The sequence below is a fragment of the Streptomyces coerulescens genome (assembly GCF_042657965.1).
Classification (GTDB): Bacteria; Actinomycetota; Actinomycetes; order Streptomycetales; family Streptomycetaceae; genus Streptomyces; species Streptomyces coerulescens.
This window is the reverse complement of record NZ_JBHSKM010000046.1, coordinates 197,906-214,317: the sequence shown is the minus strand read 5'-3', so window position 1 is coordinate 214,317 and position 16,412 is coordinate 197,906. Positions and strand designations below refer to the sequence as shown.

16 protein-coding genes and 1 pseudogene are annotated in these 16,412 nt (G+C 71.5%); 11 read left to right on the top strand and 6 right to left on the bottom strand.

Translation table 11 applies throughout. The features are described 5' to 3' along the window. The first annotated feature begins 74 nt into the window (after positions 1 to 74). Together ACFPQ9_RS41485 and ACFPQ9_RS41480 are read left to right on the top strand one after the other, a co-directional pair. Positions 75 to 967 (top strand): annotated as a pseudogene (locus ACFPQ9_RS41485) (PfkB family carbohydrate kinase). Positions 968 to 1,140: 173 nt separating this feature from the next. Next, positions 1,141 to 1,809 carry a hypothetical protein gene (locus ACFPQ9_RS41480; protein WP_380864907.1) on the top strand — a complete coding sequence of 223 codons (669 nt, stop codon included), beginning with the start codon at positions 1,141 to 1,143 and terminating at the stop codon, positions 1,807 to 1,809. Between the two features lie 186 nt (positions 1,810 to 1,995). On the opposite strand, the gene ACFPQ9_RS41475 is transcribed toward ACFPQ9_RS41480, so the two are convergent. Next, complete coding sequence (locus tag ACFPQ9_RS41475; protein ID WP_380864905.1) at positions 1,996 to 2,388, bottom strand: VOC family protein; 393 nt, start codon at positions 2,386 to 2,388, stop codon at positions 1,996 to 1,998. Between the two features lie 110 nt (positions 2,389 to 2,498). Here ACFPQ9_RS41475 and ACFPQ9_RS41470 point away from each other — a divergent pair, with 110 nt between their 5' ends. The 5 genes from ACFPQ9_RS41470 (at position 2,499) to ACFPQ9_RS41450 (ending at position 6,503) form a co-directional block, all read left to right on the top strand. Next, positions 2,499 to 2,684: a hypothetical protein gene (locus ACFPQ9_RS41470; RefSeq protein ID WP_380864903.1), complete on the top strand. Its 186-nt coding sequence runs from the start codon at positions 2,499 to 2,501 to the stop codon at positions 2,682 to 2,684. A gap of 61 nt (positions 2,685 to 2,745) precedes the next feature. After that, on the top strand, positions 2,746 to 3,279 hold the full coding sequence (locus ACFPQ9_RS41465) for a PadR family transcriptional regulator (protein WP_380864901.1): 534 nt from the start codon (positions 2,746 to 2,748) through the stop codon (positions 3,277 to 3,279). Positions 3,280 to 3,392: 113 nt separating this feature from the next. Beyond that, positions 3,393 to 4,571, top strand: a complete 1,179-nt coding sequence (locus ACFPQ9_RS41460; protein ID WP_380864900.1) for a DUF2306 domain-containing protein — start codon at positions 3,393 to 3,395, stop codon at positions 4,569 to 4,571. A 224-nt stretch (positions 4,572 to 4,795) separates the two neighbouring features. Further along, positions 4,796 to 5,674 carry a hypothetical protein gene (locus tag ACFPQ9_RS41455; RefSeq protein ID WP_380864899.1) on the top strand — a complete coding sequence of 293 codons (879 nt, stop codon included), beginning with the start codon at positions 4,796 to 4,798 and terminating at the stop codon, positions 5,672 to 5,674. 202 nt (positions 5,675 to 5,876) lie between these two features. After that, positions 5,877 to 6,503, top strand: a complete 627-nt coding sequence (locus ACFPQ9_RS41450; protein ID WP_380864897.1) for a hypothetical protein — start codon at positions 5,877 to 5,879, stop codon at positions 6,501 to 6,503. On the opposite strand, the gene ACFPQ9_RS41445 is transcribed toward ACFPQ9_RS41450, so the two are convergent. The 4 genes from ACFPQ9_RS41445 to ACFPQ9_RS41430 all read right to left on the bottom strand — a co-directional run bounded on the left by ACFPQ9_RS41445 (position 6,500) and on the right by ACFPQ9_RS41430 (position 9,873). Continuing rightward, on the bottom strand, positions 6,500 to 7,366 hold the full coding sequence (locus ACFPQ9_RS41445; protein WP_380864895.1) for a GNAT family N-acetyltransferase: 867 nt from the start codon (positions 7,364 to 7,366) through the stop codon (positions 6,500 to 6,502). The two genes, ACFPQ9_RS41450 and ACFPQ9_RS41445, sit on opposite strands and share 4 nt — an antisense overlap. A 358-nt stretch (positions 7,367 to 7,724) precedes the next feature. Next, a complete protein-coding gene (locus ACFPQ9_RS41440; protein ID WP_380864893.1) occupies positions 7,725 to 8,459 on the bottom strand; it encodes a YoaK family protein in 735 nt (244 codons plus the stop codon). 41 nt (positions 8,460 to 8,500) lie between these two features. Then, entirely contained in the window at positions 8,501 to 9,148 is a 648-nt protein-coding gene (locus ACFPQ9_RS41435; RefSeq protein WP_380864891.1) for a nucleoside deaminase, read from the bottom strand. 134 nt (positions 9,149 to 9,282) lie between these two features. Further along, positions 9,283 to 9,873 (bottom strand): TetR/AcrR family transcriptional regulator, encoded by a 591-nt coding sequence (locus ACFPQ9_RS41430; RefSeq protein ID WP_380864890.1) that lies wholly within the window; start codon positions 9,871 to 9,873, stop codon positions 9,283 to 9,285. Between the two features lie 83 nt (positions 9,874 to 9,956). Between ACFPQ9_RS41430 and ACFPQ9_RS41425 the strand changes: the two genes are divergently transcribed. The 3 genes from ACFPQ9_RS41425 to ACFPQ9_RS41415 all read left to right on the top strand — a co-directional run bounded on the left by ACFPQ9_RS41425 (position 9,957) and on the right by ACFPQ9_RS41415 (position 13,864). Next, on the top strand, positions 9,957 to 10,760 hold the full coding sequence (locus tag ACFPQ9_RS41425; protein WP_380864888.1) for an SDR family NAD(P)-dependent oxidoreductase: 804 nt from the start codon (positions 9,957 to 9,959) through the stop codon (positions 10,758 to 10,760). Positions 10,761 to 10,925: 165 nt separating this feature from the next. Continuing rightward, the gene (locus ACFPQ9_RS41420; RefSeq protein ID WP_380864887.1) at positions 10,926 to 13,049 is read left to right on the top strand and encodes a SpoIIE family protein phosphatase; all 2,124 of its coding nucleotides are present in this window, start codon (positions 10,926 to 10,928) and stop codon (positions 13,047 to 13,049) included. 5 nt (positions 13,050 to 13,054) lie between these two features. Continuing rightward, positions 13,055 to 13,864 (top strand): alpha/beta fold hydrolase, encoded by an 810-nt coding sequence (locus ACFPQ9_RS41415; RefSeq protein ID WP_380864885.1) that lies wholly within the window; start codon positions 13,055 to 13,057, stop codon positions 13,862 to 13,864. 20 nt (positions 13,865 to 13,884) lie between these two features. On the opposite strand, the gene ACFPQ9_RS41410 is transcribed toward ACFPQ9_RS41415, so the two are convergent. Beyond that, the gene (locus ACFPQ9_RS41410) at positions 13,885 to 14,679 is read right to left on the bottom strand and encodes an SDR family NAD(P)-dependent oxidoreductase (protein WP_380864883.1); all 795 of its coding nucleotides are present in this window, start codon (positions 14,677 to 14,679) and stop codon (positions 13,885 to 13,887) included. Positions 14,680 to 14,988: 309 nt separating this feature from the next. On the opposite strand from ACFPQ9_RS41410, the gene ACFPQ9_RS41405 reads away from it, so the two are divergent. Then, positions 14,989 to 16,389: a chloride channel protein gene (locus ACFPQ9_RS41405; RefSeq protein WP_380864882.1), complete on the top strand. Its 1,401-nt coding sequence runs from the start codon at positions 14,989 to 14,991 to the stop codon at positions 16,387 to 16,389. Positions 16,390 to 16,412: the final 23 nt, after the last annotated feature.

Sequence of the window (16,412 nt, the reverse complement as noted above, 5' to 3'; positions counted from 1 at the left end):
GAAGAGGCCGACCCGCGTCGGCCGCCGAGTCCGCGTCGCGGCCCGGGCGGTGGGCCGGGAGGAGGTGTACCTGGATGGAGTCAGGAACGGGCGGGCGGCCTGCAGGGCTGTTCGTCGGCCTGTGCACCTTGGACGTCATCCAGCTCGTCGATCACGTCCCCGGTCCCGATGAGAAGCTCGCCGCCTCCGAACAGACCGTGGCCGCCGGCGGCCCCGCCGCGAACGCCGCCGTGACCTTTGCCCACCTGGGTGGCACGGCCGGGCTGCTCACCGCCATCGGCTCCCACCCGTTGGCCCTCGCGGTCACGGCCGACCTGGACCGGGCCGGTGTGACCGTTTCGGACCTGGCACGAGACTCGGCCGAGCCTCCCGCCGTCTCCTCCATCCTGGTCACCGCCTCCACCGGACAGCGCGCGGTCGCCTCGACCAACGCCACCGCGCACCGGCTCTCCCCACCCGAGGATCTCGACGCGCTGGTGGACGCCTGCGACATCGTCCAACTCGACGGCCACCACATGGAACTGGCCACGGCAGCCGCCCGCGCCGCGCGTGCCGCCGGCCGTGTCACCGTCCTCGACGGCGGGAGCTGGAAGGCGGGCACGCAGAACCTGCTGCCGTGGATCGACGTGGCCGTCTGCTCCGCCGACTTCCACCCGCCGGGGACCCGCACCCCCTCCGACACCCTGCGCTTCCTCCGGCAGCAGGGGTCGCCTGGACTGCTGTCACGCAGGGCGAAAGGCCCATCGAGTGGGCCGGTCCCGACGGCGGTGGGACGGTCGAGGTGCCCTCCGTGCCGGTGGCGGACACGCTGGGCGCCGGGGACATCCTGCACGGATCCCTGACCCATCACCTCGCCGCCCACCAGCGGCGGTTGACCACGCAGGGCTTCGTGCAGGCCCTGCGGGCCGCCGCGCTCGTGGCCTCCCGGGCGTGTGCGTCGTTCGGCACCCGGACCTGGATGCTCTGACGCACCGTAGGGCCACTTGGTGAGGCGGCTGGGGAGTCGTGTGGGGTGTCGACAGGGCCACCCGTTCATCGGGTGTCCAGGCCCAGGGACGGGGCGGGTCGCGGGCGGCAGGATTCATGGCGTCGGAAACGAAGCGACGAAGAATCCACCAACGGACTTTCGGGGGACCCCCGATGAACGAGACCTTCGCCAGGCGCCTGACGGGGCTCGCCGGCATCGGCACCGCCACCGCGCTGATCATCGAGGTGCCGCTGTACTTCCTCTACTCCGGCCCGCCGCCGGACTCCAACGTCCTGGCCAGGCTGCTGATCGCGCTCATCGCGCTGGCGTTCCTGATCGTGTTCGTGACGGCGTTCCGCGAACTGGTGAAGCGGGTGAACCCGGCCTACGAGTGGGTGGGTTCGATGGCCTTCGCCGGCGGACTGGTCTACGCGACGGTCACCCTGGTCTCCAGCGGGCTGGAAGCCGGCGCGGTCATCGCCGCCGACCATGCCATCGATCCGACCATCACCGTCAGCGGGACGTACATCCTCTACGGATCGATCGGACGTCTGCTGCTGGCCCTGTTCCTGGCCTCGGTGGGGTGCGCCATCTCCCGTACGCATCTGCTGCCCCGCTGGACCAGCCGCTCCGCCCATGCCCTGGCCGGTCTCAATCTCCTGTTCGTGCCGTCCCTGTTCTTCGGCAACACCCCCGCGAACTTCTACGCGGCGAACGGCTGGGGCACCACCGCCCTGATGGGCGCGATCCTCAGCTACTGGCTGCTCGCCCTGGGCATCTCCCTCTACCGCGGCACCACCCGGCGTACGGCGGCGGCCGAGGCGACGCCGGTGCGGCACTGACACACCCTCATACTCGGATGGCGCGCCCGGCCAGACGCCGGGCACGCCATCCGACATGCGAGCGGTGCTGTGGTCAGGCCAAGGGACGGGCACCCCACGCGTTCTGGAGGCCGACCGAACGTCCTCCCCCAGAACGCCGTGCGTCCTCGGACGTTGCCTGTGGCGGAACGGGCCGCGGGTGGCCGGTCAGTGTTCCTGGAGTACGGAGAGTACGTTTCCGGCGGGGTCGGTGAACCAGGCGATGGCCGCGGGGCCGCCGTTGCCGACTCGGACAATGCCCTTCTCGTCATGCTCGAATCCGGGGTAGCGCTCCAGGGTCACACCGCGCCGCTGCAATTCGTCCACGGCGGCCTCGATGTCGTCCACCGGGAAGTTGAGGATCGTGAAGCTCGCGGGGGTGTGCGTCTCCTTGGGATAGACGAAGACCTGCGTGCCGCCACCGAGTCTGAGGGTGAGCATGCGCATGTCTCCCTCGCCGGTCTCCTCGACCCGGAGGCCGAGAGTCTCACCGTAGAAGCGGGAGGCCTCGCCGAGGTCGTCGACCGAGAAGCCGCTGAAGGCCTGCGACTGTCCGAGCATGCCGTGTGTTCTCCTTCATGGGTGAACCGTCCTGAGGCTTCTGACACTTCAGGGCACACCACGCGCGCCACCGGTCCGGCGCCCGCCACGCGGACGGCGCCCGGATGGTCGTGCGTCGTTCACCCTCCCGAACGCCCTCACTGACGTTCTCGGTCGCCGACCGGCCGTCGGCTGCCTGCTCCACGCACGGCCCGAGTCGTCTCTTCGGCGTCGTCACCACCGTGCTGCTGCCGGTCTTCGCCACCGTCCTCGCCGTGGAACCGCTCGCGGTGTGGCTGCGCCGGGTGGTGCGCTGACGGACGCCGCCCGACGGGATGTGTGCCGTTCCGCCGTCACCTGGGGCGATACCGTCACCCCATGGCTGACGTGCGGTTGACGACCTCCTCCTATCTCGTCCTCGGGATCATCGACAAGCTGGGCGAGGCGAGTGCGTACGACGTGAAGGGGGAGGCGGCGCGGACGGTGGCGCCGTTCTGGTCGGTGCCGCACGCGCAGGTGTACGCGCAGTGCGATCGGCTGCTGGAGGCGGGGCTGTTGACGCAAGTGCGGCAGGAGAGCGGGCGCAACCGACGGGTGCTGGCGCTGACGGACCGGGGGCGTGCCGCCCTTCGGGAGTGGCTCGGGGATCCGGAGTTCGTCCCCGTGGAGGCGAGGGAGCGGGGCATCCTCAAGCTGTGGTTCGGGGGGCGGCCGGACGTGCTGGCGCCGGTTCAGGTGGACGAGCACCGGCGTGCCCTGCGGTCGTACGAGGAACTCGCCGACGAGGTCGGGGAGTTGCTGACCCCCGGGCAGCGCGAGGCACTGGAGTTCGGCATCCGCTATGAGCGCATGATGGTCGACTTCTGGGCCTGGGTGCGGCAGCGGGAGGACCGCACATCCACGGATTCCTGACGACTTCCGACCGCCACGGACCGTTGACCTCGGCATTGGTCACCTCTACCTTCTCGATAGTCCAGTCTGGACTATCGGTTCGGCCGTGATTCGGCCATGAGCAGGAGGTCACCGTGGGCCGTCCGACGAGCAGTACCTGGCGCCGCGGCGCCACGATCGCGGTGACCGTCATGTGCGTCGCGTATGCGCCGGTCGCGATGACCGAACTGTGGCCGTACGCGAGCCCCGGTGCGCCCGCGTTCGGCGAGTGGCTGATGTCCCGGCTCGTCTCGCCGCGCTATGTCACGGATGCGCTGGCCACCCGTATCGAGCCCTATCGGCACAGCCTGGTGCCGATGATCGTGCACTCGGTGCTCGGCGGCCTGCTGATGCTCCTGGGGCCCGCACAGCTGCTGACGGCGGCCGGGCGGCGGATTCGGCTGCACCGCGTGCTCGGTGTGGTGTTCGCGGTGACGGTGTACGCCTCGATGGCGGGCGCCGGACTGTATCTGGCACGCACCGCGCCCGAGGACGCCTTCAGCGGGGCGGTGTTCTGGATCGTGCTCGCCACCATCCTGGTGGGCACCGTGATGAGCGTGACCTTCGGCATCCTGGCGGCCGTCGGCGGCTTCCCGGACCTGCACCAGCGCTGGATGCTGCTCTGCTACGGCTTTCTGCTGACCGCTCCCCTGCTGCGTCTGGAGTGGGGCGGTCTGCCGTTGCTGTTGCCGGGACTGTCGATGGCCGAGATCAACCAGGTGGCGATCATGCATCTGGGGTCGGTGGTCGCGTTCGGCGCGCTGATCGCCTCGCGTTCGCTCGACCGGCGCCGGGCGGTCGACGGGGTGTCCGGGTCGTGGGCCCCGCTGCCGGTGCTCGTCGCGGCTCACCTGGCCGGCGCCGCCGCTCTGGCCTGGATCGTGTACGCGTACCTGGAGTTCGGGGCGGTGGGGCACCGCCTGCTGGCCGGCTACCTGCTGCCGTACGCCGTCACCTACGCCGTCATGGCCGTCAGCGCTCGGCGCGCGGCGCGGCAGGGGCGGAGCTGGGCCCGGGAGGAGTGGCGGCTGCACCTGACGGCGCTGTGCCTGGCGCCCGTGCTGTCGGCCGGTGCGACCCCGGTCTTCGAGCGCACCCTCGGCCTCGACCACCACACGGCACTGGCCGCCGGCCTCGCCGTCGGCTGCGGTGTCCTCGCCACCGCGGCGACCGCGGTGGTGAGCCTGCGCGTGATGTACGCCCGTGAGCTGCGCAAGCGATCGACCACGGCCCCGGCCGCGCCGGCCTCCCGCGTCTCGTCCCCCGTCTCATAGCGGCGGGGTGCCGCGCGACCGCCCGCCGCGGTAGGCGGCCACCGGTCCGCCGTGCGACCCCGGGTCCCCGCACGTTCCCAAGCCCCGGTACGTCCCCAGGCCCGCACGCTCCCAAGCTCCCGTACGTCCCCAAGTCGCCGCACGTTCCCAGGTCCCCGCACGTTCCCAAGTCCGCGCTCCTCCCCAGTCGCTCCTCCCAGTCCCCCACCCGAAACGGAAACCTCATGGCACAGGCATCCGACGTCCCCGCCCGCGCAGCCTCCGGTGGGCGCCCGCTCTCGGCCGGCGCGGCCATGCTGGCCACCGCGGTGGCGGTGACCGGCCTGCTCGTCGGCGGGCTCCTGATGGCCGTGAGCCTCACCGGCCATGTCTTCGGCGCCTGGCCCTCCCCCGAGTCGGTGAACCCGGGGCTGGTCGGCGCCGCCATGCTGGGTACCGCGCCGGGCCTGTTCGCCGTCGGCCGGGCCCAGCACTGGGAGGAAGTACGCACCCTGCTCCACCCGTTGGCCGTCGTCCTGGCCGGCCTGTTCGCCGTGACCCTGCTCAACGCCGGCGGGCTGTATGTCGCCGAGGGTGGTCCGGTCCTGTCCGTGCTGTTCAGCCTGGGCTGGATCTTCGTCCTCGGCCTGCTGTGCGTATGGGCCGCGATCGCACTGGCCCTGCAACACCGCGTCCCAGCCGCCCAGCAGCGCAGCACTCCGGTCGCACCGCTGCCCGGCTGGTCCAAGCCGCCTCTGGCCGTACTGGGTTCGGCGTGGCTGGGCATCGGCACGGGACTGCTGATCCGCCCCGGTTTCTGGGCCGCATTCGTCCCCTGGGACACGCATCGCCTCGACGCGCAGGCACTCGGCGTATGGGCTCTCGCCCTCGGGGTCGGCATCCTGGGCGCCCTCGCCGAGGACGACCTGACCCGCACCCGCCCGGCCCTTCTCGCCCTGCCCTGCACCGCGGCCACCATGACGGTCGTTCTGTCCGCCCGCGCCGCCCATGTCGAGTGGACTTCCGGCCCGGCCCTCAGCCTCATCTGCATGGTGGCGGGCCTGCTGTGCGCGGGCGCGAGCGGACATGTCCTGCTGCGGAGGTCCGCTGCCACCGCCGGCTGACCGGCGCGGCGAAGGCTCCCGACGTCGCCGCGTACACCGCGAGTGGGACGGTTTCGGCGGCGAACTCATCCGCGCGGCGGGACAGGTCCCGACCGCTGACTGACGTGTGCGGGACGGGTGTTGAGCAGGATCGGTCGTGGCGGAGCGACGATGTCCTCGCTCCGAGGCCCTTCGGTTCCACGACCTCGATGGGAGTTCCACCATGCCCGGTTTCAAGCTGCCCCACCGTTCCGTCACGTTCCTCACGGCGACCGCTGTGGTGGCGGCGGCTGCGGGGATCGCCTCGGCGTCGACGGCTCCCGAGCCCGGGCCCGCCGGGTCCGCGCGGGCCTCCGCCTCGGACGGAGCCCTCGTCTCCAGCCTCAAGGGCCGGGGTCGTATGGACTACCCCGAGCCCGGTCACGACATCCAGGTCACCGTCGACGCACACGCCAGCTTCAAGGGCGAGGGCTGGACCATGCCCGACAAAGCGTGGGGAACCTTCCGCATCTTCCACCGCATGCCGGCGGCCAATGGTGCGCCCGAGCGCGTCAACTGGGGCGATTTCAAGGTCGACTGTCTGACCAGTGGCGGGCCCACCGCCACAGTGACCGGGCGGCTCGTGCACACCGGAGGCAACGTGGATGCTTGGGACGACTACCTCGAGCGGCATGTCCGCATGGGGATCAGCTTCTACGTGAGTGAGGGCGAGGCCGGCGGCCCCAGCCGCATCGGGCTCTCGGGCGGCACGCAAGCAGGCGAGCCGCTGCTGAGCAGGTGCATGGCGCCGGCCGCTGACGCGGAAGTGATCGAGGGCGGCTACAGCCTCACCGACAAGGGCCGACCCTAGGCGTCCCGGCACCGGTCCCGGACCTCGGAGCATGGCTCGAACCCGGCTGACCTGTAGGTGGCGACGGCGCCGGCATTCGCGCTCGGCGTGCAGACGACCGCCCTCGACGAGCCCAGCTCCCGGAGCGCTGCCGCCGCAGCGACGGTGATCGCCTTGCCGTGGCCGCGACCGCGATGGTCCCGGCCCACGCCCATCGGCTCCAGCAGACCGGGCTTGTCGGGACCGGCCGACCACACCGTCACCGCCGCCACGGCGTCGCCCCGGTCGTCGTACGCGACGAGACAGCGGGCGTCGGCGTACGGCAGTCCGGCCGCCATCGCGTGCCAGCGCTCGTCCGTGAACGACGAGTTGTCGAACGACGCCCGCTGTACGGCCGCCCGCAGCTGCGCCCGCTCCGGACCGACCACCTCGATCCGCACGCCCGGATCCTCCACCGGCTCCGTGAGGTCGCGGCGCAGCGGCGTCCACGGTTCGCCGACGTGCCAGCCGTCCTCGGCCAGGAGGTCCTGGACGAGCGAGGCCGTCGGCGCCTCGATGGCGGCTTTCCCGGCCGGGAGCACACCCCGTTCCGGCTCGGAGACGTCCTTCACCAGGTGCCGCGCCAGCTCCTCGTCCCGGTGGGCGTCCGACGCGATCGTCAGGCGCAGCAGACCGGGGCCGTCGAGGAGTCCGACGGCGAGGATCCTGCCGCTCCGGCTCCAGGTCCGTACCGCCTCGGCCGTCGCTTCCGGGCCGAACCGCCAGAACCAGCCCAGATCCCCCGGATGCAGTTGCATGGGCGCGCCGTCGTGCTGCCACTCCCGCAGCACGCCCACCGTCTCACCCAACCCGCCGACTCCCGGCTTGCCCATCGCGATCGCCATGCCCCAGATCACACACCACAGCGCCGACAGCCCGCACCCCGTTTCCGGCCACACCCGCGGTCCCGCGGCATGGGGCGGGCACCCACCCTCTGCCATGGACGGCCGTGCAGGAGTTGGAACGCCGGTTCGTCGTCCGGCCGACCCAGGACGGTTGGGTGGAGCGGGCGGGCCGGGTGGCCGGCCCGCTCCCCGATCGTCGAAGGAGAGCCTGCGGGGGTCGTTCCGAAGCACAGGATCACAGGGTCGGCTGCGTCTGCCGGAGCCCGGGACTCGCCGCCCAGAACGCACAACCGACCCTCAACCGCCGCCCGGCACGCGCAGCCGACCTCAACCGCCGCCCGGCACGCGCAGCCGGACCTCAACTGCCGCTCGGGCCACGGCGCATCCGGATCACGGGTGCGGCCGCGGTCAGGATGGCGCACACGACCAGCGCCACCGGTAGTACACCGGCCCACCCCGGTGCCTCCCGCAGCAGCAGCATGGACACCCCCGCTCCCACCATCAGGGCGGCCAGCTGAGCGGGCACCCAGCGATTCGGGCGGCCCGCCCCCACTCCCCGCACGATGTAGGTGGCGAGCGTGCCGGTCAGATAGGTGGTCGGTGCCGCGGCCCGCCCGGCCGCCACCATGGCCGCCGACTGCACGCCCATCGTCGCGGCGGCACCGAACTGCAGGGCGTCCCGTGCCGTTTGCCCCGGCGTTCCGCCCATCGCGGCCCAGATCACCGCACCGGCGGCCAGCACGACCGCCTCGCCGGTCAGGCAGTACATCACCGGCGCCGGCCACCCGGGGCCCGCGTCCCCGCTCCGACGGGTCAGCCGGGCGGTCACCGCCGCGCCCAGGGCGAAGCCGGTCAGCGCCAGCACCGCCGCGGTCACGCCCGTCGCCTGGCCCCGGCCGATCGCCATCCCGAGCAGGGCGAGGTTGCTCGTCATGACTCCGGCGAAGACGTGTTCCAGCGCGGTGAAGGAGATGGCTTCCACCGCCCCCGACGCCGCCACCAGCAGGACGAGGGCGAGGTGCAGGGCCGTCCCCGGTTCCGTAGGAGGCTGCACCGGGTGCTCGCCGGCCGGCTCGCGGCGCTGATCACTCACAGTGCCCGAGCATAACTATCCGTACGGGGAGCAGGCCGTGTCTACCTGTACGTCGCTTCCGGCGCACCCGACAGGCTCTCGCGCAGGCACTGCGCCTCCCGGAAGAGGCGGTTCGTGTGCTTCGCGAGGACACCGCCCAGGAGCAGTTGAGGGGTGTAGAGGGAACCGGCCGCGTCGGCGACTTGACGTGCGGTCAGGTCGATCTGTTTGACCCCGGTGCCGCGGATGTCGTCGATCGAGCTGGCCCAGACGACGCGCCGCAGGTCGGCCCACGCCATCGCGCTCATGCACATCGAGCAGGGCTCGCCCGTGGTGTAGAGGGTGGTGTCGGCCCAGCCCTGGTTTCCCTGCCGGCGCACGTAGTCGTTCATGGCCACCACCTCGCCGTGCAGCAGCGGGCTGTCGTCGCCGGTGTTGACCCCGCTTCCCAGGATCTCGCCGGTGCGGGTGTGGACGATGACGGCGCCGAACGGCCACTCGGGGTTCTTGCGGGCCTGCTCGATGGCCCGCCACATGAACCGCTCATGGCCGGCGCCGGCCCCCCGTTCCGTCACGGCGCCCGCCTCGCCGTCCGGGGCCGGTTGGGCGTGCCCCTGCTGGAGCATGTCCTGCGGCAGGGCCAAGGGCGCCGCGGCACCCGCGAGCACGACTCCACACCTGCCGAGGAACTGACGCCTGCCCGAGTCCATACGCTTCCCTTCCCTTGACACCTACGACTCCGCAACGTGGCTCGATCATCACAGATGGTGTCCAGGGACCGGCGCTCTCATGCGTCGACGGCCAGGAGTGTGCGCTTTCCGCCTGCCCGTCGGGGCGCGGTGGGTCAGTCGGCGGCCCGCACCGCAGCGAGGCACCGGTCGTAGAGGTCGGCCAGGTCGAGTTGTCCGTCGCTCCTGGCCCAGAGCTCGCTCGCCGTGTCGACGCAGGCGAAGACCGTCGCGACGATCGCCTTGGCCCGGGGGTCCGCGGCCGGGTCGGCGGAGGTGCCGGCGGTGAGCCGCTTGTGGACGACCGGGACGAGTTCGGCCTGCCAGCGCAGCCGCTTCTCGATGTAGCGGGCGTGCAGGGAGGGCGTGTCGAAGATGAGGCGGGACAACTCCAGGACCCGCTCAGGGGTGTGACGGGCGGTCAGGACGACCTCGAATCCGGCACGCAGGGCATCCCAGGCGGAGACGTCGGCCGGCTGCTGTTCGACGGTCTGGCGCAGCAGTTCGCCCAGCGCGTCCTGGTCACCGCAGACCAGGTCCTCCTTGGTGCCGAAGTAGCGGAACAGGGAGCGTTGCGAGATCCCCGCCTCCCGGGCGATCTGGGCGATCGTCGTCTGCTCGTAGCCCTGCTCGGTGAACAGACGGACCGCCGTGTCCAGGATCGCCTCGACGGCGACCTGTCGCGAGCGGTCCCACAAGGTCGTCATGCGCGTCAGGCTACCCCACTGGACAGCGACCGCCTACTTGGCATTAACTGCCAGGAAGGCAGCAACTGAAAGAAGGGCATGCGATGTCAGCCGTCGACTATCACGGACAGACCACTCTGATCACCGGCGCGAGTGCCGGTCTGGGCGCCGAGTTCGCGCGTCAGCTGGCCGCTCGCGGGTCCGACCTCGTCCTGGTCGCCCGACGTAAGGACCGCCTGGAGGCACTGGCCGCCGAACTACGGGCAGCGCACCGGGTCCACGTCCACGTCGTGGAGATGGACCTGGCCACGGACCGTCCCGGGCAGGCGTTGACGACGCGGGTGGAGCAGCTCGGCCTGCGCGTCACGAGCGTGATCAACAACGCCGGCTTCGCCACGTTCGGCCCCTTCCACCAGGCCGATCCGGTGCGGCTGCGCAAGGAGATCGCCGTGGATGTGACGGCGGTCGCGGACATCAGCCGCGCCTTCATCGGGCCGCTGCGTACGGCCGGCCGCGGGGTGCTGGTGAACGTGGCGAGCATGGCCGCCTACCAGCCCAATCCGCGCATGGCCCTCTACGGGGCGACGAAGGCGTTCGTCCTGAGCCTCACCGAGGCGTTGTGGGAGGAGTCGCGCGGCTCCGGGCTGCGGGTGCTGGCCCTCTCCCCCGGCGCCACCCGAACCGAGTTCTTCGACGTCGCGGGAACCATGCAGGCCGCCGGAGGGAGCCGCCTCGCCTCACCCGCCGACGTCGTCCGCACCGCGCTGGCCGCCCTGGACCGCAGAAACCCGCCGCCCAGCGTGATCGCCGGCCGGCTGAACCGGACGATGGCCTTCCTCGCCCGCCGCCTGGCGAGCCGACGGCAGGTCATCCGGGTCATCGGGCGGCTCACGGCCGAGGGGGCGTGACGGTCGGAGACGCCTTCGTCCGGGTACGGGAAGGCGGCCGGATCGGCCGCCCCCGGTTCGCCGCGCAGGCCCGCCGCGCCGGAGCCCCTCTCCCGACCTGATCCACATGCCTCAGCCCCCGCTCGGGCTTAGCGTTCTTGATATGGGCGTTAGGTTCTGCGCCGCATGACCGGGGCCGGTGAGACGCCAGGTCCAGCTGATCCGCTCGGTGAGGCCCTGGCTGCGGCTGTGCATCGCACCGGTGCCAGGTACGGGGGCGTCTACGTACTGGACCCGGCCGAAGAAGTGCTGGGGCTGATCGCGCTGTGCGGGATACCGATCGACGCCTTCGCGCCCTGGTGGCGCACCGCGTATGCCGCACATGGTCCCGCCCAGGATTCGGTGCGCAACGAACGCATCGTCTGGGTGAGTTCCCTGGAGGAGCTGGCGCGCTGCTACCCGCGCGTCGCGACGAGCCTCCCGTACGAGATCGCGTTCGCGCTCGTGCCGCTGAGAGGGGTGCGGCACTGCCGGGGCACGATGCTGCTGTTGTGGGCCCCCGACCGTTCCCCCCGGCTCAGTCCTCGTGAGCGCGGACGCATGGCCTCGGCCGCGCGGCGGATCGCCCGGGTTCTGAACTCAGCGCCCTCCCCTCCCGAGATTCCGGACCGCCCTCGCTTCGTCCGCCCCCACCACACGGACACCAGCTCGCAGTCCGCGCACGAGGCGGCCACCCTGGTCGAACGCCTGCCCGTCGGCACCCTCTCCCTCGATCTCTCGGGGCGCATCACCTACGTCAACACCGCTGCCGCCAGTCTGCTGGGCAGCCCCCTGGAGCAGCTGCTGGGAACCGAGCCCTGGATGTCGCTGCCGTGGCTCGACAACATCGCGTACATGGACGCGTACCGCATCGCGATGAGCAGCCGTGAACCCCTCGGCCTGACCGTGCTGCGTCCCCCGGACCAGTGGCTCGATCTGCGGCTGCACACGGACGACACCGGGACCAGCATCCTGGTCACGCCCGACCACTCGTCCCGGCCCATCGGCACGCGGCCCGCCTCCACCGGCGCTCCGCCGGACAGCCGTATCCATCTCCTGATGGGCCTGGCCGCCGCGCTCACGGAGACCGTCGGTGTCCAGGACGTCGTCGATCTCGTCGGCGACCAGATCCTGCCCGCCTTCGGCGCCCACGGCATGATCATGTCCACCGCCGACGCCGGCCGGATCCGGATCATCGGTTACCGCGGTTACGAGCCGAACGTCATCGACCAGTTCGACGGCATGCCCACGGACGCCGACCTCACGCCCGCCGGCCACGCCCTGGCCACCGGCGCCTCCTCGTTCTTCGCCGACCGCGCCGAACTGGACCGCCTCTACCCCAGGGCACCGCAGCTCAGCGACAAACAGGCGTGGGCGTTCCTGCCGCTCCTCAGCTCCGGACGCCCCATCGGCTGCCTCCTGCTGGCCTACAACCATCCGCACCCGTTCCCCGTCGCCGAGCGGTCCATCCTCACGCCGCTGGCCGGTCTCATCGCCCAGGCCCTGGACCGCGCGCGTCTGTACGACGCCAAGCACGGACTCGCGCTCGCCCTTCAGCAGACCCTGCTGCCGCAAGCGCTGCCCAGTGTCACCGGACTCGAGGTCGCCGCCCGCTACTTCCCGGCCGGGCAGGGCATGAACATCGGCGGCGACTTCTACGACCTCATCCGCCTGACCGGGACCACCGCCGCGGCGGTCATCGGGGACGTGCAGGGACACGACATGATGGCGGCCGCCCTCATGGGCCAGGTCCGGATGGCCGTCCACTCCCATGCCACCGCCGGGGCCGCTCCCGACGAGGTACTCATCCGCACGGACCGCGACCTGGCCGACCTGAACAGCAGCCGTTTCGTCTCCTGCCTCTACGCCCACCTCGACCTCGCCCGCCAAGAGGTGTCCCTCGCCAGCGCCGGGCACCCTCCCCCGCTGCTGCGGCACGCCGACAACCGGGCCCAGGTCGTCGACATCACCCCCGGTCCCCCGCTCGGCGTCGGCGCGGGCGCCCCCTCGTACCCGGTCACCACGCTGCCCCTGGTGCCGGAGACGCTTCTCGCCCTCTACACCGACGGCCTCGTCGAGGATCCCGGCACCGACATCACCCGGACCATCGCCGACCTCGCCCGCCACCTGGGCGAGTCGGGCGACCTGCCGCTGCACCAGCTCGCGGACAGCCTGGTGCGCCACACCCGCCGCACCAACCAGCCCATCGACGACATCGCCCTGCTCCTGCTCCAGCCGAACCGTCTCGCCGAGTCGGCCGACCGGGGGTGACGACCATGGGTGACTACGTCCAGCTTCCCGGCGTCAGGACCTGGTACGAGACGGACGGCGCCGGCGACCCTTTGGTGCTCCTGCACGGCGGCCTCTGCACCAATGAGACATGGGAGCCGCAGCGAGCCGAATTCGCGACGCGCTTCGGCCTGTTCCTCCCGGAGCGGCGGGCGCACGGGCACACACCCGACGTCGACGGCCCCCTGTCGTACCGGGACATGGCCGACGACACCGTCGCCTTCGTCGAGTCGGTCGTGGGCGGTCCCGCGCATCTCGTCGGATGGAGCGACGGCGCGATCGTCGCCCTGCTCGTCGCCATCGCCCGCCCCGACCTGGTCAGGAAGGTCGTGGCCGTGGGAGCCAACTTCCTCCCGAATCCGCAGAGCGGCGCGGTGCCCGAGCTGCTCGATCGGCTGACGCCGGACGACCCCGACATGGCCGTCTTCCGTGAGAGGTACGAAGCCGTGTCACCCGACGGCGCGGCCCACTGGCCGGTCGTCGTACGCAAGCTGATCGCGATGTTCCGCACCGAGCCGGTCATCTCCGAGGCGGAATTGGGGCGCATCGGCGCTCCCACGCTGGTCCTCGTCGGGGACGACGACATGATGACGCTGGAGCACACGATCGCGCTGTATCGCGCGATCCCGGACTCCCAACTGGCCGTCGTGCCCGGGACGTCGCACGCACTGCCGATGGAGAAGCCCTCGGAGGTCAACCGGATCGTTCTCGACTTCCTCGCCCATGAGCCGGTCGCCACGATGATGCCCGTACGCCGGGCCCGGCCGGCAGCCCTCGCCGACGGCGACCCGGCCTGAGCACCCCGGGGCCGGGGCGGTCACGGCAGGATCGAGTCGACGTAGCCGCCGTCCACCCGCAGCGCGCCCCCCGTGGTGGCCGAGGCCTGGTCGGAGCTGATGTAGACCACCATGTGCGCGATCTCCTCCGGTTCGATCAGCCGTTGCAGCAGGCTCTGCGGCCGGTGCCGGCGCATGAAGGCGCGCTGGGCCTCGTCCCAGGGCAGGCTGCGGTCGACCAGTTCGTACACGAAGTCCTCCACCCCGCCCGTGTGGGTGGGACCGGCGATGACCGAGTTCACCGTCACGCCGGTGCCGGCGGCCTGCTTGGCGAATCCCCGGCTGACCGCGAGGAGCGCCGTCTTGGACATGCCGTAGTGGATCATCTCGGCCGGTGTGACGATCGCCGAGTCACTCGCGATGTACTGCACCCGGCCCCAGCCGCGCTCGGTCATGCCCGGAAGGTACAGCCGTGTCAGCCGTACGGCGGAGAGCACGTTCACCTCGAAGTAGCGCCGCCATTCCTCGTCGCTGATCTCCAAGGGGTCGGCGGCGCCGAAGACGCCGAGGTTGTTCACGAGGATGTCGACGTCCGGGAGCATCTCGGCGACCTGGTCCGCGCCCTCTTGAGTGGTCACGTCCGCGGCCACGGGCACCCACGTGGCGCCCGGCACCTCCTTGGCCAGTCCGGCCACGCTCTGCTCCACTCGCTCGGGGCTGCGGCCGTTCACGCCCACGCGGGCACCCGCGCGGGCGAGTCCCGCGGCGATCGCCGCGCCGATGCCCTGAGTGGAACCGGTGACCAGCGCGGTGCGCCCCTTCAGATCGACCTGCATGCCGAGCAGCCCCTTTCACGTGCGGTCGCACGGATGGATGTGCTTCTTGGGTACCCAGGAGATCAGATGCATACGCGCTCTACATGCAGACGCCGTAATTAACCGTGCGCGCGCTACTGCCGGGTGTTGAGGAGCGGGCCGGAAGGCGCTCCGCGGACATGCAGGGGGTCGGGCCCAGTGCTGCAATGTCTGAGGACGCCGATCGGGCCCGACACCACGCTTGAGGAGTGGCCATGTACCAGGAGACGGGGGCGTGGGGCCCAGGGAGAGCCTCCTCGGGACTGCGGCCGACGTGGGAGGAACGGGGTCGTGCCTGAGGCGGGGTCCGCGGCCGAACCGGCTGCCCGTACGCAGCCCGAAGAGGCCGACCGATTGCGTGAACTGCTGTGGAGCCCGGCCTACCAGAAAGCGCTCGTCTTCTCCGCGCTGATCGGTGTCCCGGTCTCCCTGATCGCGTTCTGGTTCCTGGTCGCCGTGCATCAACTGGAGCACGCGCTGTGGGCCGACCTGCCCGCGGAGTTGGGGTGGGACACCCCTCCCTGGTGGTGGCCGCTGCCGCTGCTGGCGGTCGCCGGTGTCGCCGTCGCTCTCGTGGTCAGGCACCTGCCGGGAGCCGGCGGTCATGTCCCGGCCGTCGGTCTGCACTCTCCGGGGCAGGGCGCGTCCGCCTTGCCGGGGGTCGTGATCGCGGCCTTCGCCAGTCTGCCGCTCGGCGCGACGCTCGGCCCCGAGGCTCCCCTGATCGCGCTCGGCAGCGGTCTGGCCCTGCTCTTCGGGCAGTTGGCGCGTGCTCCCATGACGCCGAAGAGCACCCCGCTCCTCGCGGCGGCCGGTGCCGCCGCCGCGCTTCCCGCGATCTTCGGCAACCCGCTGATCGGCGCGGTGATCCTCATCGAGGTGGCCGGAGTGGGCGGGCCACAACTGTTCGCCGTCATGCTGCCGGCGCTGCTGTCCAGCGGGATCGGCTCACTGGTGTTCACCGGGTTCGGCCGCTGGACCGGCCTCTCGACCGGCAGTCTGTCAGTGGAGTTGAGCGCGCCGACACCCCGGCTGGACGCCGGGGACGTGCTCTGGTCCGTTCCAATGGCCGTCGCGATTGGATTCGCGCTGCACGTGGTCATGAACACCGGGCGTCTGGCCGCGATGTTCGTCTCCCGGCGGACCATCGTCCGCACGACGGCCTGCGCACTGGCGGCGGCAGCGTGCGGGGCGGTGTACGCGCTGGTCACCGACCGGTCGCCGGTGGATGTGGCGTCGTCCGGCCAGGCCACGCTGGGCCAGTTGGCCCAGGATCCCCACTCCTGGGGCGTCGGTGCGCTCATCGCCGTCCTGCTGTTCAAGGGGACGGCATACGCGCTGTGCCTGGGCAGTCTGCGCGGTGGCCCCATCTTTCCCTCGCTCTTCCTGGGGGCCGCGGTGGGCGTGCTGCTCGCGCCGTTGCCGGGGTTGGGGCTCGTGCCCGCAATGGCGGCGGGCATGGCGGCTGCGGCAGCCGCCGCGCTGCGGCTGCCGGTGAGCAGTGCGGTACTGGTCGTCCTGGTCATGGGCAGCACCGCGATGACTCCGGTGGTGATGCTGTCGGCCGTGGTGGCGTTCGTGACGGTCCAGATGCTGCCGCCGGGTCGTGCCGTACCCGTGCCGGGCACACCGGCTCAACCACCGCCCGACCCGGACTCCGCCCGGCCGGGCAACGGTCCCGCGCACGCCTGACCGCCGTAAGGGGCCGGGTCCGG

What these genes read in the sequence shown, in the direction of transcription:
- ACFPQ9_RS41480 (WP_380864907.1), top strand. Translation starts at nt 1,141, where the DNA reads ATGAACGAGACCTTCGCCAGGCGCCTGACGGGGCTCGCCGGCATCGGC.
- ACFPQ9_RS41475 (WP_380864905.1), bottom strand. Translation starts at nt 2,388, where the DNA reads ATGCTCGGACAGTCGCAGGCCTTCAGCGGCTTCTCGGTCGACGACCTC.
- ACFPQ9_RS41465 (WP_380864901.1), top strand. Translation starts at nt 2,746, where the DNA reads ATGGCTGACGTGCGGTTGACGACCTCCTCCTATCTCGTCCTCGGGATC.
- ACFPQ9_RS41455 (WP_380864899.1), top strand. Translation starts at nt 4,796, where the DNA reads ATGGCACAGGCATCCGACGTCCCCGCCCGCGCAGCCTCCGGTGGGCGC.
- ACFPQ9_RS41450 (WP_380864897.1), top strand. Translation starts at nt 5,877, where the DNA reads ATGCCCGGTTTCAAGCTGCCCCACCGTTCCGTCACGTTCCTCACGGCG.
- ACFPQ9_RS41445 (WP_380864895.1), bottom strand. Translation starts at nt 7,366, where the DNA reads ATGGCGATCGCGATGGGCAAGCCGGGAGTCGGCGGGTTGGGTGAGACG.
- ACFPQ9_RS41435 (WP_380864891.1), bottom strand. Translation starts at nt 9,148, where the DNA reads ATGGACTCGGGCAGGCGTCAGTTCCTCGGCAGGTGTGGAGTCGTGCTC.
- ACFPQ9_RS41430 (WP_380864890.1), bottom strand. Translation starts at nt 9,873, where the DNA reads ATGACGACCTTGTGGGACCGCTCGCGACAGGTCGCCGTCGAGGCGATC.
- ACFPQ9_RS41425 (WP_380864888.1), top strand. Translation starts at nt 9,957, where the DNA reads ATGTCAGCCGTCGACTATCACGGACAGACCACTCTGATCACCGGCGCG.
- ACFPQ9_RS41420 (WP_380864887.1), top strand. Translation starts at nt 10,926, where the DNA reads ATGACCGGGGCCGGTGAGACGCCAGGTCCAGCTGATCCGCTCGGTGAG.
- ACFPQ9_RS41415 (WP_380864885.1), top strand. Translation starts at nt 13,055, where the DNA reads ATGGGTGACTACGTCCAGCTTCCCGGCGTCAGGACCTGGTACGAGACG.
- ACFPQ9_RS41410 (WP_380864883.1), bottom strand. Translation starts at nt 14,679, where the DNA reads ATGCAGGTCGATCTGAAGGGGCGCACCGCGCTGGTCACCGGTTCCACT.